Below are 14,449 nucleotides of genomic sequence, written 5' to 3' on the forward strand. Positions count from 1 at the left end.
TAGTTATAGGTAATTTCAATCAGGAGCGTATAGCTAATAATAGAAACTACTGTTGCAAAGTCTCAGCCTAGAGTAGGATAGATTATATTCAGATTCTACATAAAAAGACTCTTTGTTATTTTATTTTTCTCTCAATATGTCAATGAACATTTATAAAATGTGATTTCGAAAAATCATCTTTGAAATCACATTTCAAATATATCTTTTTTCAAAGAAAACTGTCTATATGGAAGCAATTGAATTCTAAGGAGGTTACTTCGAAAATTCGAAGTGATTGGTGTAGAATAACTTACATCCTACACCAATTCATTAATACCTTTATATTGAATTACTTATTTCTGATATAAACTTGTTCATTTCTATGTATGTCCCAATAGGGGGAGCCGTATTAGTGAAGTTACAGTCTACAAACTCACATTCTAAGAAAGAACTATTTGAAATATGAAGTGCTGGGAATAAGCAATTGGTAAAGGTGCAATTATCATATTCTCCAGAGGGAAGTCCATTGATTGTATAATCAATTCCTTTGTAATTTTCGTCTAGGAATACTTTGGACATGATACGTCATTATTCTTTCAAAGGCATAAAAATCTCTGCTTTCCATTGAAGCTCATTACCTCCCATATTTGGGTTGTTATAAAAGACTTCAATAGGAGTGAGTGCTACGGGAATGTTACGACTTTCTGCATAGCTTTGTAACGCATACCAAGCACGATCTGAAGTGATGTAGTTACCGTTATATGTGGCTTTGATGGCTTTTTGACTTTCGTATTGTTTATACCTAATCTCTGGATGCTTAGGTAGACTATCCCTTTTCTTAATCGGGAAACAAAAATTATAAGTGATACTATCTGTTTTTGTATTCCAATTCGTAACTTCTACAAATGGCGTCCCGTTGAGTTCGACATTCCCTTTCAACATGATTTGTGTCAGTAAGGAATAATTATACATCATTCCTTTTGCTTTCTCAACCTGTAAACCTTTAAGAGGTGTATAGGCAACATAGGTCGCTCTTGTGGTATCCTCTCCATTAATGGTCACTTTTGTTCTTTTGAGATGCGAATTAAGAATGTCATAGAATTCTTTAACCGTTGCTTCAGAACGTTTTTCTATGGCTGTTTTAGAAAACGGAATAGCAAGCTTATTTGCCAGACTATGATCGATATCCTTTATATACACTTTTACGCGAGACGTAGAATCGGTTTCTTTTTCTATCTTCCAAGTATAGGTGTGTATAGAATCCCCAAAATTAAACTGCTGCGTAAGCTCATCAAATTGAGACTGATCTATAATCTCTGTACCTGGAATACCCGCGTACCATGATTTTATAGACTGATTAACGGTTCCTACAGTTGTTTTTGTAGAAAAACGAACTACATAATCATAGGGCTTTATAAATAGATACCAGACTGCTACGATAAGGAAAATGAAGAGTAGTAGACGTACTATCTTTTTCATAAGAAATTAGTTTGAAGCTTGAGCGTTATTAATTTTCATTTTTAAAGAAGCATTGATAAATCTTCCTATATTTTTTCCTTGTACCAGACCGTTATCTACAGCAGCACGATAATGGATTCCACCATAGAGTCTACTAATTGCAGCTTCACTGGCAGCGGCTCTAAACGAAGAAAAACTACGTACAGGAAGTCCATAAGGTAATTCTGTATCATCTACAAAGGAAAACCCATCACCAAAAATACTCGTTAATGCTTCTGAAGCAGCACCCGATACGACTGAGTGACCACTTACATACTCTGGAAATGGAGGCGTTTGTAAAATAGGTTGCCAGCTATCATTAAAATGTTCGTTAATCAATGTTTCTGGACGTACTAAATTACTGCGGTATTTTTCATCCCAACAGCTTATAAAAGCATCGGCAATGGCGATAGATGTTTTTGTATAGGTATACATAGTTTGCATAGGATCATGACCTGCATTTCTAGAAGCGATTTTAGCAATTCCAATCCAGTGTGCGCCTGGTGTGATTTTTTTAGTAGCAAACATAAGGTGTCCTCTGGTAACAGATACATAAGGATTACAATCCCAGAATTGAGCAATGGCAATCTCTTCGGCATTGTCTCCTTGTTTGGTGATGCTTTCGCTGATGTCATATACTTCTTTTAATTCTTTATAAAAATTGGAAGATTCATCCATAGAGAAGGCAGGAGGCGGTACCGGTTTAAATTGCGCCGCCGAGTCAATCACAAAAGGACGTATTTTATTCCAATGTGGTTCGATTCCATCTGCATACGCAGGTGGCGTAGGTTGCCATCTAGAAGGATCGTCTGTGATTACAGAAAACTTAGGCATTGTACGTGTTTCCTTATATAAATCTTTATCCATCCATGCAGCAACATGGTCTGCTACCGTAAGCCCATAGGCTTTAGACGTTGTGTATTCTTTTTCGTTTTTAGTATTCCAAAGTTGGTATAAACTATCACGATACGGCGTGATCATATCTTCAGAAAATACGAGACGTCTACTTAAATCCATATGCGCGACAAGTGCAGCAAGTTCGTAGTTTAGATTCTCGGTTGTTGCAGGTTCAGGAATCGTTGTAAAATCTGTAAGTTGTGTTGCTAGGGAATTATACTCAGATCGTGTACTTGCCAAAATTTCATAAGCCGCTACATTAGGATAGGCATAAATTCTACTGGCTTGTGGTGGCGAAAAAATATCATGTATCATCACTTCTGTTACATTGTTTACAGAGGTATGAAAATCTTCAGCAGAAATCACAATAGGTTCAAGGGGTTTTTCTTCACATGCTGTAAAAGAAAGAACCAGGAGTAGTATTCCAAAATAGCGGGATAATAGGGTATTCATGTTGCGTTTATTTTTGTAATTGGTATACATGTGCTTTGTCATTATTAAAGGTAACCAAAAGATATGTTTTTGTCTCTAACGGTAGGATGGTAAGATGTCTTACTGATTTTTGAGCGAGGTCTAATCCTAATTGATGACCTAATGTACTACTTCCATCACTTTTAATCAATGCTCCAGAGAAAGAATCAAGTCTTCCGTGAAAGGGCTTTACTCCAAAGTAATTTCCAGCCGCGAGCACTTCTTCCTTCCCGTCTCCATCAAAATCATAAGTTTCAAATGCCATGATAGGCGCTACTTGTAAGTTTTCGCCGAAAGGCACAAAAGTAAAACGGCCTCCTTCATTTCTTAAGTATCCAGATTGTAAGGTATGTACTGTTAGTTTTGTGCTTTCTGAAATGGCTTTTTTTCCGAAGATCTCTTCTACGGTCTGACCTCCAAAATCTTGATAACTTGTATATTTTTTAAAGAGATTGGTCATTTGTCCTCCCAGATCATTAAGACCTACAAGGGGGTAATAAGCTCCTTCTTTTTGAGTCGCAACGATAGTTTCTGACTGACCGTTATCATCAAAATCATCGAGATAAGCATACATAGGTGTTTCAGGAGTAGCCACAAATTTGCTATTTTGTCCCCAGTTTCCTAAGATATAATCGATGTCCCCATCGGCGTCCATATCAAAAGGTGCTATCGCTTGCCATAAACCATTTAAAGGAGTATTCATGATCGTTACTTTTCCAAGGGTTCCATTGGTGTTTGCATAAAATTGAGGCATCATCCATTCACCAATAAGAACAAGGTCTTTAGTGCCGTCTCCATTGAAATCGCTCCAAACAGCATCTGTGAGCATACCAATATTATCAAAAGAAGTTGAGGTATCTATTGTAAAAGTACCGTTGTCATTGCGCAGTAATACCGATTCTGAAGGACGCCCAAAGTCATTTGCGATAGCTTGATTGCCTACAAATACATCCAAGTCTCCGTCATTATCATAATCATGTACAGCAAGCACAGAGGCGTTCTGAAAGCTCTCTGGAAGTTGCTGTTGTACAAAAGTGGTGTCTTGTGCTGTGAAATATACATCCTTTAGTGGTTTGGATCTTTTACTAAAATCTGCCCCTCCAGTACCAATGAATAGATCTGCACGACCATCTTGATTAAAGTCTTGTATGGTAGCTACCACATCTTCTGTGCTATTTTCTTTTGTAATTGAAGGATAAGAAGCTTCTGTAAATCCAGTACTATCTCTTAGGTAGATTTTGGATGCTATAAACTTAGAACTTCCAAAGTAAATGTCGTCTTTTTGATCACCGTTTAGATCTCCAATAGCAACCGCAGGACCCCGATCTGATACCTGATATGGAATTAATTTCTGTCTATTGAAATCAATATATGGGTCTTCCGTATGTGTAAAATCAATGCCAAGATTATCAGCTACTTTTTTGAAAAGGGATTTCTGGGTAGGTTGAAGGCTTTTATAATCAAAGGGTATATTGCCTTTCGGCGAAATAGTGAGCGTCTGATTAACAGGAACGTCCATAAGCGTTTGTGCCGTACGATCTGGCCAAACAATTTTAATGTAATCTATAGTCGTTTCATTTCCGAAACCAAAGTGAAGTATAGGTTCTGAAGATGCTTGAAAACCACGTACCGTATATAGCTCTTTGTATTGTAATTGCCCTTTGTTGTATGCAAATACTTTTGTGCCTATTCCGAATCTATTGGAGGGTTTATAATCAAAACGAATTTTCAAATAGTTTGCAGAGGCATCGGTTGTGTTTTGATATACCTGAGGTGTAGTATTGATATTATTGGTTACAATATCTAAGTCTCCATCATTATCTAGATCGGCTAGGGCAGTAGCTCCAGAAACTAAAGTGTCTTTTTTAGTCCATGTGCCAGAGAGGTCTTCAAAAGCTAATTTCCCCTTTCCTTTAAAAATATAATTGTGTGTATTTCCCTTAGGCATTAAGTCTAAGGCTTTCTGATCAATGAGCTTAGTGTTACTTATTTTATTTTGAATTTGCTCACTAGAGATAAAACGAATATAATCAAGATCATTAGGGCGTTTAGGAATTCCGTTTGAGATAAATAAATCTTGCGAACTATCTTGATCAAAATCAGCAAACAGAGCGCTCCAACTCCAATCGGTTGCAGCAATACCACTTAAGAGAGCGGTCTCTTGATAGTCATATCCTTTTTGGTTTACATACAACATATTGCGTGTAAACTGATAATGATACCCAAAACGATCAATACGTAATTTCTGTGTTTGAATATTATCATCTCCTTCAGACGATTTTAATACTTTTTCATCTTCAGGTAACATGTCTAGAGAGATCATATCTGGCCATCCATCGCCATTAATATCTGCTACATCACTTCCCATAGAAAAACGTGAGGTGTGTCCAAAATAGTCTTTTAAGCTTTCGCGAAAGCTTCCTTCTCCAGTATTCAAATAGTAATAATCATCTTCATGGAAATCATTTCCTATATAAATATCTGGCCATCCATCTTGGTTGAAATCGGCAATAGCGATTCCTAATCCGTAGCTATTGATTCCTCCTAAGATGCCTGCTTCTTCACTTACATCTGTAAATTTCCCGCCATCATTTCGCATCAATCGATCTCCTGTTTCATAATTACGTTTAAAACGCAAGGAAGACTTTCCATAAGAGTCTTGTGTGTGTACTGCATGGTTGAGAATGTAAACATCTAAATCGCCATCAAGATCATAATCTAAAAATGCCGCATTAGAACTATAGGTATCTAAATCAAGCCCATATTTGGCAGCGCTTTCTGTAAATGTTTCATCACCATTATTGATGTACAATTCATTATGTCCATCAAACCCATTAATACCTACCACAGCACATACATAAATATCTAACAATCCATCCCCATTTACATCGCCCATCACAGCACCTGTATTCCATGTACTATTTCCTCGTATTCTTGCTTGAACGCTAATGTCTTCAAATTGGAGATTGCCTTTATTGAGGTATAATTTGTTTTTTACTTGGTTTCCTGAAATGAAAATATCAGGAAGATTATCACCATTGATATCTCCTATCGCAAGTCCTCCACCATTATAAAAGTAGAGATAGTCTATGATATTAAAATCATCACTTTCTGTCAGCGTATTTTCAAACGTAAGTCCCGTGTCTGCCGCCGACGGATTTTTAAATAAGGTATCTTTCTCTTTGCAACCAAAGAGGATAAAGAATATGCTCAGAAACAGGATATTTCTAATTGCCAGCATTGTATACTCTTGGTTTTTCGTTGTTAATAGCAGCTATTAAAAAGGTATTGCCTTTTTTATCTTTAAATGTCGCTAGATGTTTGATTTCTTCACGAACCTCAAAGCCGCTTGTTGTATACTCTTGCCATTCAAATCCAAGATTTCCATCGCCTAATAATACATTACCACTACTGGCATCCAATTGTGAATATTGTGGTTTGAATTCAAAATTATTACCCCCCATCACAAGGTCTAAATTTCCATCATTATTAATGTCAGTACACGCAATACCACATACACATGATAACTGTACACGTACAGGTAAGTCTTGAATTTTAAAAGTGCCATTGCCTTCATTAATCGCAATCACAGAGGCTGCTGTTTGTACCTGTTTTACAATAGAGACATCAATGACTTCTTTTGGAAATAACTCATCAATAGATCGTTTTGCATAATCAGACGCTTTGATGTTTTGCTTTTTAAGCGAGACCAATTGTCCCGTTAGTTCTTTCTTCTGATGAAGCGGATAATCTTTTCCGTCTTTCTGGAAGGTGGTGATTTGCTCAATAGTACCATTATTGTCAAAGTCATTAATGTACATTTTCATAGGAGCCCCTTCTTCTGGTTTATAATGAATATTTGTCCCTTCATTACCTAATACCAGATCGAGGTCACCATCATTATCAAGATCTGATGCTTCTACCGTATTCCACCAACCATGTAAATCGTCTAGTGAACTTTTCATAGGGGTAAGTCGTCTTCCATTATTTTTGAAGATTTTTGTAGTACCCCATTCTGAAGTAACCACAAGATCTTTTTTGCCATCTTGATCCATATCTGCCCAAAGTGCATCGGTAATCATTCCGGCATCTTTAAGCGGGTATGCAATACGTTCTGTCGCATTAGAGAATTCTCCGTTTCCTCTGTTTTCTAAAAAGAGATGTTCTGGATCGATTCCATATACAGCAATCACACTTCGTGATCCTACAAAGACATCCATATCGCCATCTTGATCAAAATCATAAGGTGCGATCACAGACATGTTCTGGTAGGCAGAGGGTATGGTATTTTCCGCTTTCGCGAAAGCGCCCTTACCATCATTCAAATATAAACGAAGGCTATAATCTGTTTTGGTCGTTACTTCATTACCGCCTGAGCCCACCATAAGATCTAAATCTCCATCATTATCTGCATCAAAAAATGCCGCCGCCGAATCTTCATAGTTTGCTTCTTTCTTAAAAATCGCATTGTTAGGAGCTTTGGTAAGTACCCCATTGCCTTTATGTAAATAGATCGTTCCTGCTTGTTTTTTTGCGCCTCCAATAAATACATCTTCATGCCCATCACCATTTACATCTCCAATGGCAAGGGAAGGTCCTTCTTGTGATAGTTTTTTAGCGATAAGTCCTTCGTAATCAAAATCACTATACTCGTTTTCTTTATGTGTGTCTAGTGATGTATTTGTAATCTCATTAAAGAGTGTTTGTATTTTCTTAGGAGCGGGTGCTTTATAGGTTGCTGTAGCATCTGTAATCTGTAGCTGAAGCGTTTGATTAACCGTAAGATTCTCAAAAGTCTGTGTTTTGTCATTAGGCCAAATCACACGTAAGGAGTCTATTTTTTGAGAGGTGCCTAATCCTATAGTCATTCCGTGCTCCATAGACGATTGGAATCCTCTAGAAGGGACTAATTCTTGAATATAGGTTTGCCCTCCGTGATATAAACGTACAGATGTGCCAATCGCAAAAGGATTCTTTTCTGCGCCTTTAAATTTTAATTTGATATAGTTATGATCCTTTTCTTTATCCGTATTGTTTCTATAGATAAAAGAAGGCATATTTACGTTATTGACCACTAAGTCAAGATCGCCATCATTATCTAAATCGCCATAGGCAGCACCGTTAGACATACTTAAAATTTCAAGTCCCCAATCTTTGGCTTTGTTTTTAAACGTAATATCGCCTTGGTTTTGGTAGGCATAATTAGAAAGAGGTTTTACTGGCATTTTATTAATGATAGTGTCTAATACTCTGGTCTCTCCTTTAGCTTTACTTTGGATAATTTCATTAGCAAAAAAATCTATAAAATCGAGATCGGTAAGATCATGGTTGATTCCATTAGTTACATAAATATCACGATATCCGTCATTATCCATATCAAAGACCAATCCTGACCAACTCCAATCGGTAGCTTCTACACCACTATGATAGGCCACTTCAGAGAAGGTGCCATTTCCATTGTTTACTTGTAGTGTGTTTTGAATAAATTGTTGGTAGAAATCATTACGTTGCTTTCGCTTGTAGACATTGTATCCATCAAATTCCATCACTGATTTTACACGCTCTTCGCCATCAGGAAGCATATCTGTGATAAAAATATCTTGTAGACCGTCATTATTAATATCTGAAATATCAACCCCCATGGCAGAAAGAGATAGGTGAGAGGTCCATTTTTTGATTTCTTCAGTAAAGGTGCCATCTTGATTATTGATATATAAATAATCGCGCTCAAAGAAATCATTGGAGATGTAAATGTCGGGATACAAATCATGATTTATATCGGTAACCATCACACCGAGCCCAAAACCTATTAATGAGCCGTAAATACCTGCTTCGTCACTTACGTCTGTAAAAACACCATCGTCATTGCGCATTAATAAATCACCAACACCTCTAAACTGACTGTCTATATTTTCCCAATCCTGTGCACGTTTATCACGTTGCCCTTCGTTTCCAAGACTTCGTACAGGCACATTACTATTGTTTAATATATATACATCTAGGTCTCCATCCTTATCGTAATCAAAGAAAGAAGCATGTGTTGAAAATCCTGAAGTCGCTAAGTTGTACTCTTTTGCTTTTTCGGAAAAGGTAAGATCTCCATTGTTGATGTATAGATCATTATCATGGTTATTTGCTTCTAGATTTCCTGCATTACTTACGTAGATGTCTAGCAGCCCGTCAGCATTTACATCTGCCATGGTTACTCCGGTAGACCATGCTTTGTTTCCTTCAATACCTGCTTTTTCAGAGATATCTTCAAAAGTAAAACCTCCTTTGTTTAGATACAGTTTATTTTTCCCCATGTTGGCAGTAAGAAAAATATCTGCAAATCCATCATTATTAATATCTCCTATAGCGACACCACCTCCATTATAGAAGTTGCGGTATTTGAAAATATTAAAGTCTTTCTGGTTTTCTATAGCATTTACAAAATCAATACCTGTTTCTTCTTTAGACAAAAGACTAAACAAGGTATTTTCTTTTCGTACAGGTTCTTTTTTTTCTTCTTTGGTTGTTGAAGTGCATCCTATAATAGATAGAGTGATAAGAACTCCAAGAATGATTTGGTATGTGAATTTAATTTGCATATACTATTACTTCTCTTTTTTTAGAAATAGAGGGGTGTCATTATTACGTCCTACAACATAAAAGACACGTTCTTTTATTTTAATTTTTTGAATACTTCGGGAAGCCCCTTTGATATCATAATTCTGATTTGAAAGTGTGCTAAATCCACCCTTTGTATCATTTTTCAAAAATACGCCATGAGAGCCATCTAGCCTACCTAATTGCGTACTTATTTCATAGTTGTTGCCTACTAACAGGACGTCTAGAAAGCCATCTTCATCAAAATCTTCTATAAGAAGATCATGAACGGAAGAAGCTTGTGCTAAAAAGGGTAATTCATGTGCTTGAAATACGCCATTTCCTTTGTTTTCAAAATAGGTAGACGCAAATAGATAGGCTTCTTTCTTTTCAGAAGATTGTAATTTTTCTTTACCTAGTAGTTGTGTTAAGTTCGCTTTCGCGAAAGCGTTATAAGACAGAAACTTTTTATTTAGGAAAGGAAGTTGTTTTACAAGCTCATCTTTAGTTGCTATAGTGGTTTCTATACCCTGATAATAATACGTAACGATAGGATCAATTTGTTTATTGTCGTCAAAGTCATTGCGATATAATGTCACAGGCTCCTCCAGTGTAGGCTGTAAACGTGTATTTAATCCCCAATTCCCCGCTATAATATCTTGGTCACCATCATTATCAAAGTCGGCAACTTTGATGGTGTTCCACCATCCATGTGTGTTTTCTAATCCTTCTGTTTTTTGACGTTTTAACGATGTTCCATCATTTATAAAAATAGTGATAGGCATCCAATGTCCAGCAATAATTGCATCTGGATAGTCATCATTATTTACGTCTTGCCAAGTGATATCGTATACATTTCCTACATTCTGAAATTCTTTTGAATAGGTAGCTGTAATATCTTTAAAATGACCATTACCATCATTTTTAAATAGGTATTGTGTGGGGGTTTCACCAAATTGATGTGGTACTACATTAGCGGTGATAGCGATATCTACATCTCCATCCTTGTCTAGATCTATAGCTGTTACTTTAGATGCATTGATATTAATGTCATTAAATTGTTCTGAGTCTCTCTGAAGCACACCTTCATTTGTAATATATAATCTAGGGGCTAGTGGTTTTCCTCTTTTAAATTCATTACCACCACTTACAATCAATACATCATTTATTTGATCTCCATTAGCATCAAAGATCAATGAGTGAGTGTCTTCATTGATTTTAGTTTCTTTTGCGTCAGGTAGTTCTTGTGGTTGAAAATCTCCTGATTCATCTTGGATCCAAATCTGAGAGGATTGTCCTTTTGCTCCTAATGTAATGATATCTTCTTTTTGGTCATTATTTAAATCTCCAACATTAATATAGGGTCCTAAATTAGTACTTGCATACGGGACTAAAAGAGATCGACTAAATTCTATTGAAGTACCATCTCGATGTTTAAAATCTATAGGGGTTGTGCTATTTGTAATCAAAGAGTTTTGAATTTCTTGTGAATTACTCTCAATATGTCCTGAAGCATTTTTATAATCTAAAACAATAGTTTGATCTGCTTGAGTATTTTGGAGCGTTTGAATTTTTCCATCTGCCCAGACAACCTGTAAAGAATCTATTTGTTTCTGTGTTCCCAATCCTATAAAAAGCGTAGGGGGTGTTGCAGATAAATATCCTTGTGGATAGTTCTCAAAAAACTGTTTTTCTTCTTTCGTATATATGGAAACTTTTGCACCAACACCTTGTGTGTTTTTTATACTTCCTTTAAAGTTTATTTTTAAATAATGCGTGGCGCTTGTGTCCTGTCTTGTCGTATTTTCTAATATAAGTGCATTTTGATTTACATTATTGACGACAATGTCTAAATCACCATCATTATCTAGATCTGCGTAGCTAGCACCATTACTAAAAGAAGTTTGCGGAGTTTGCCAGGAATCACTCATATTTTCAAACTGAGTGTTTCCTTTATTTTTATAAAAGTAATTGATAGTTTTTTTCTCTGGGAGTTCATCTATGAAGGTAAGTTCTTTAGAACTCATGCCTTTGCCAAGGCGTTTTTGAATACTTTCATTGGAGATAAAGTTAACAAAGTCCATGTCATTTGTAGCTCCTTTTATACCATTAGTGATATAGATGTCTTTTTTACCATCGTTATCAAAATCGGCGATAAGTGGAGACCACGACCATTCTGTTGCAGATATACCACTAAGAAATGCGGTTTCGGTGTACTTATTATTACCCAGATTTAAATGCAATGTGTTTTGCATAAATTGAGGCTCATATCCATTACGCAATTGATTCTGAAAAATAGGGTAGTTGTATTCTGTACCAGAAACTTTTAAAGACTGCAAGTTTTCTGGTAGCATATCTAGAGACATGATATCTGAAAGGCCATCATTATTGATATCAGATATAGCATTTCCCATAGAGAAGTGTGTACTATGACCTAGTATGGATTGCGTAGAATTTACTTCTGTAAATGTCTTGTCTTTTTGATTGATGTAGAGGTAGTCATTTTCAAAAAAATCATTTCCAATATATATATCTGGATATCCATCCTTGTTGATATCAGATATAGAGATGCCAAGTCCATAGCCTAATCTACTTTGGAAAATTCCAGCTTTAGTCGTTACATCTATAAATTGACCGTTTTGATTTTCTAATAACTTGTCTCCATAAAGTGTGTCCACTTTTTTGCGTAATGTACCTTTTCCATAGTTGCTATTTGGGTGTAGCGAATGGTTTAAAATAAATACATCAAGATCTCCATCTGTATCATAATCAAAAAAAGATGCTTGCGTAGCTAGGCCTTTTAGATCTAAGCCATACCTTTTTGCTTGTTCTTTAAATTGAGGAATTCCATCAGTATTGTTTCCTTGATTGATGAATAATAGATTTGTTCCTTTTAAGTTAAGATGTCCATCTACTTTTGAGATATAGATGTCTAATAAGCCATCATTGTTGATGTCTACAGTAGTAATACCTGTAGTCCATCCTATGTCATTTCTAATTCCAGATTGGGAAGTAGTGTTCTGAAATTGTAAGCTTCCTTTATTGATATATAAGTGGTCTGCTTGTTGGTTTGCTGTAAAGTAAATATCATCTAAGCCATCATTGTTAAAATCTGCAATGGCAGTACCTCCACCGTTGTAGAAATAGAGGTAGTTTAGAATATTTAGCTCAGGTGTATTTTGTATTATATTAGAAAAAGAAACTCCAGTATTAGTCACTTCAACAAACTTTGGTTGAAGTATTATTTTTTCTTTACAAGAGGTAAAGAAAAATAGACTAATTAATATTACAAATAGGGGTTTCAATTCGTATTTTAAAATGCAAGTTTACTAAAAGAATAGTGAATAAAAAAGAGGGTTGAAAAACAACCCTCTTTTTAAGCTTAATTCAAAGTGTAGGTCCTAATAACCTGGATTTTGTGTCAAATTAGGATTGAGGATAAGTTGATCTGCTGGAATCGGAAATAAATTTCTACTTTCATCACCTACAAACGCAGGATCTTTTAATTCCCAGTTTCTTGTGAACTGACCGAAACGAATTAGGTCATTACGTCTCCATATTTCTTCATATAATTCACGTCCTCTTTCATCAAGCATATCCTGTTCTGTTAGAGAACCTAGTGGAGAAGCGCTACGAATGATACGTAATTCATTCACTTCGGCTAAAGCATCACCAGAAGCACCTCTTAATATTGCTTCTGCTCTCATTAAGTGAGCATCAGAATATCTAAAGAAAATTTCATGTCCTGTAAATCCTCCAAACGTAGGGTTGTACTTTATAACACGCATTCCAGTAGTCTCACTATTATTAATGATATTGGATGCACCGTTATTATCAGTATAGTCTCTTTCAAACACTAGAGGTCCTCCAGGTCTGTCGTTAAGAGGAGTTCCGTCTATTTCATATTGCTGACCTAAAAGGAAACCATTACCTATATTTGATCCTGCTTCAAAACCTGGGAAGTTTCCAGATTCTGTTGTGCCAGGGCGTCCTGTAAATTCAATACCTTCTGTAGGTACAAAACCTCTACGTTCTTCCTGTCCTTGGCCTTCTAAGTTAGAGTCAGCTGGTCCTTCAAATAAATCATAAAACTCAGAGAGTGTAGCAAAACCATTCCAACCACCTCCAGCAATTTCTGGAGCCATATTATAGTGTAATCCATTCCAAATTCTATTACCTACTGCTGTAGTAAGAAATAAAATAGTCTCGTTATCTTCTTGTTCTCTAAAGATATCGAAATATCCAGTTTCTATTCCGAAACCATCTGCTTCTATTTGATCTACTAAACTTACTACACGTTGCATATCAGATGCATCTGGTGAAGCTCCAATATAAACATGTCTATTTAATAGTACTTTTGCTAATAAGTACCTAGCAGCACTTTTACCTGCTCTGTTTGTTCCGCTACCTGGTCCTACATCATTAAGATTTGCAATAGCTTCTTCCAAGTCTGAAATAATTCTTGCTACCGCCTCTTCTCCAGTCAATACAGTTGGATCTATACTAAGGTTTTCTTCTGGATCTCTTATTGGAACTTGCCCATAATTATCTAAAACAACCCATACACCTAGTGCTCTAAAGAAATGAGCTTGTCCAGTTTGCTCTTGACTTAAGGTGGTCAAAGGAGAAAGTAATTGATCTGCAGAGAAATGCAATCCATTCCATTGATTCCAAACATTTCCAATAAAGGCATGATTAGCAGGCCAGTTATGTTGATGTAATTGTCTCCAAATACCATTATCTCCCCAGTCAGCTCCACGTGTTGGAATAATAAATTCCTCAGTAGTTACTTCACTTAAAGCAAAAAGATTTGCTTGGTCTCCTACAAAACCATTTAGGTTATTGTAAAGGCCAGTTATAAAACCTTCAGGATCTGCAACACCTTCAAAGGCAACAGCATTTACTGAATCGGTTTCTTCTACTTCTAAATCCGTGCAGGATCCTAGTACTGCTACGACCATTATGGCCATTAATGACCTAAAAATGGGTTTTACTTTGTAATACTTCATAGTTTTCA

General features: G+C 36.1%; 7 protein-coding genes. All 7 read right to left on the minus strand.

Features of this window, described 5'->3' with window-relative positions:
* Positions 1–318: 318 nt before the first annotated feature.
* The 7 genes from Q1A60_RS00005 to Q1A60_RS00035 all read right to left on the minus strand — a co-directional run bounded on the left by Q1A60_RS00005 (position 319) and on the right by Q1A60_RS00035 (position 14,441).
* On the minus strand, positions 319–558 hold the full coding sequence (locus Q1A60_RS00005) for a hypothetical protein (RefSeq protein ID WP_299762611.1): 240 nt from the start codon (positions 556–558) through the stop codon (positions 319–321).
* 9 nt (positions 559–567) lie between these two features.
* On the minus strand, positions 568–1,458 hold the full coding sequence (locus Q1A60_RS00010; RefSeq protein ID WP_299762614.1) for a GyrI-like domain-containing protein: 891 nt from the start codon (positions 1,456–1,458) through the stop codon (positions 568–570).
* A 6-nt stretch (positions 1,459–1,464) separates the two neighbouring features.
* Positions 1,465–2,826: a vanadium-dependent haloperoxidase gene (locus Q1A60_RS00015; RefSeq protein ID WP_299762618.1), complete on the minus strand. Its 1,362-nt coding sequence runs from the start codon at positions 2,824–2,826 to the stop codon at positions 1,465–1,467.
* A 7-nt stretch (positions 2,827–2,833) separates the two neighbouring features.
* Positions 2,834–6,085 carry a VCBS repeat-containing protein gene (locus Q1A60_RS00020; RefSeq protein WP_299762621.1) on the minus strand — a complete coding sequence of 1,084 codons (3,252 nt, stop codon included), beginning with the start codon at positions 6,083–6,085 and terminating at the stop codon, positions 2,834–2,836.
* Positions 6,072–9,434 (minus strand): VCBS repeat-containing protein, encoded by a 3,363-nt coding sequence (locus Q1A60_RS00025; protein ID WP_299762625.1) that lies wholly within the window; start codon positions 9,432–9,434, stop codon positions 6,072–6,074. Before Q1A60_RS00025 ends, Q1A60_RS00020 begins: the two co-directional genes overlap by 14 nt.
* A 6-nt stretch (positions 9,435–9,440) precedes the next feature.
* Positions 9,441–12,650: a VCBS repeat-containing protein gene (locus Q1A60_RS00030; protein ID WP_299762627.1), complete on the minus strand. Its 3,210-nt coding sequence runs from the start codon at positions 12,648–12,650 to the stop codon at positions 9,441–9,443.
* Between the two features lie 183 nt (positions 12,651–12,833).
* Complete coding sequence (locus tag Q1A60_RS00035) at positions 12,834–14,441, minus strand: RagB/SusD family nutrient uptake outer membrane protein (RefSeq protein ID WP_299762630.1); 1,608 nt, start codon at positions 14,439–14,441, stop codon at positions 12,834–12,836.
* Positions 14,442–14,449 lie beyond the last annotated feature (8 nt).

The sequence above is a fragment of the uncultured Dokdonia sp. genome (assembly GCF_947492535.1).
Taxonomy (GTDB): domain Bacteria; phylum Bacteroidota; class Bacteroidia; order Flavobacteriales; family Flavobacteriaceae; genus Dokdonia.

What these genes read in the sequence shown, in the direction of transcription:
- Q1A60_RS00015 (WP_299762618.1), bottom strand. Translation starts at nt 2,826, where the DNA reads ATGAATACCCTATTATCCCGCTATTTTGGAATACTACTCCTGGTTCTT.
- Q1A60_RS00020 (WP_299762621.1), bottom strand. Translation starts at nt 6,085, where the DNA reads ATGCTGGCAATTAGAAATATCCTGTTTCTGAGCATATTCTTTATCCTC.
- Q1A60_RS00010 (WP_299762614.1), bottom strand. Translation starts at nt 1,458, where the DNA reads ATGAAAAAGATAGTACGTCTACTACTCTTCATTTTCCTTATCGTAGCA.
- Q1A60_RS00025 (WP_299762625.1), bottom strand. Translation starts at nt 9,434, where the DNA reads ATGCAAATTAAATTCACATACCAAATCATTCTTGGAGTTCTTATCACT.
- Q1A60_RS00005 (WP_299762611.1), bottom strand. Translation starts at nt 558, where the DNA reads ATGTCCAAAGTATTCCTAGACGAAAATTACAAAGGAATTGATTATACA.
- Q1A60_RS00035 (WP_299762630.1), bottom strand. Translation starts at nt 14,441, where the DNA reads ATGAAGTATTACAAAGTAAAACCCATTTTTAGGTCATTAATGGCCATA.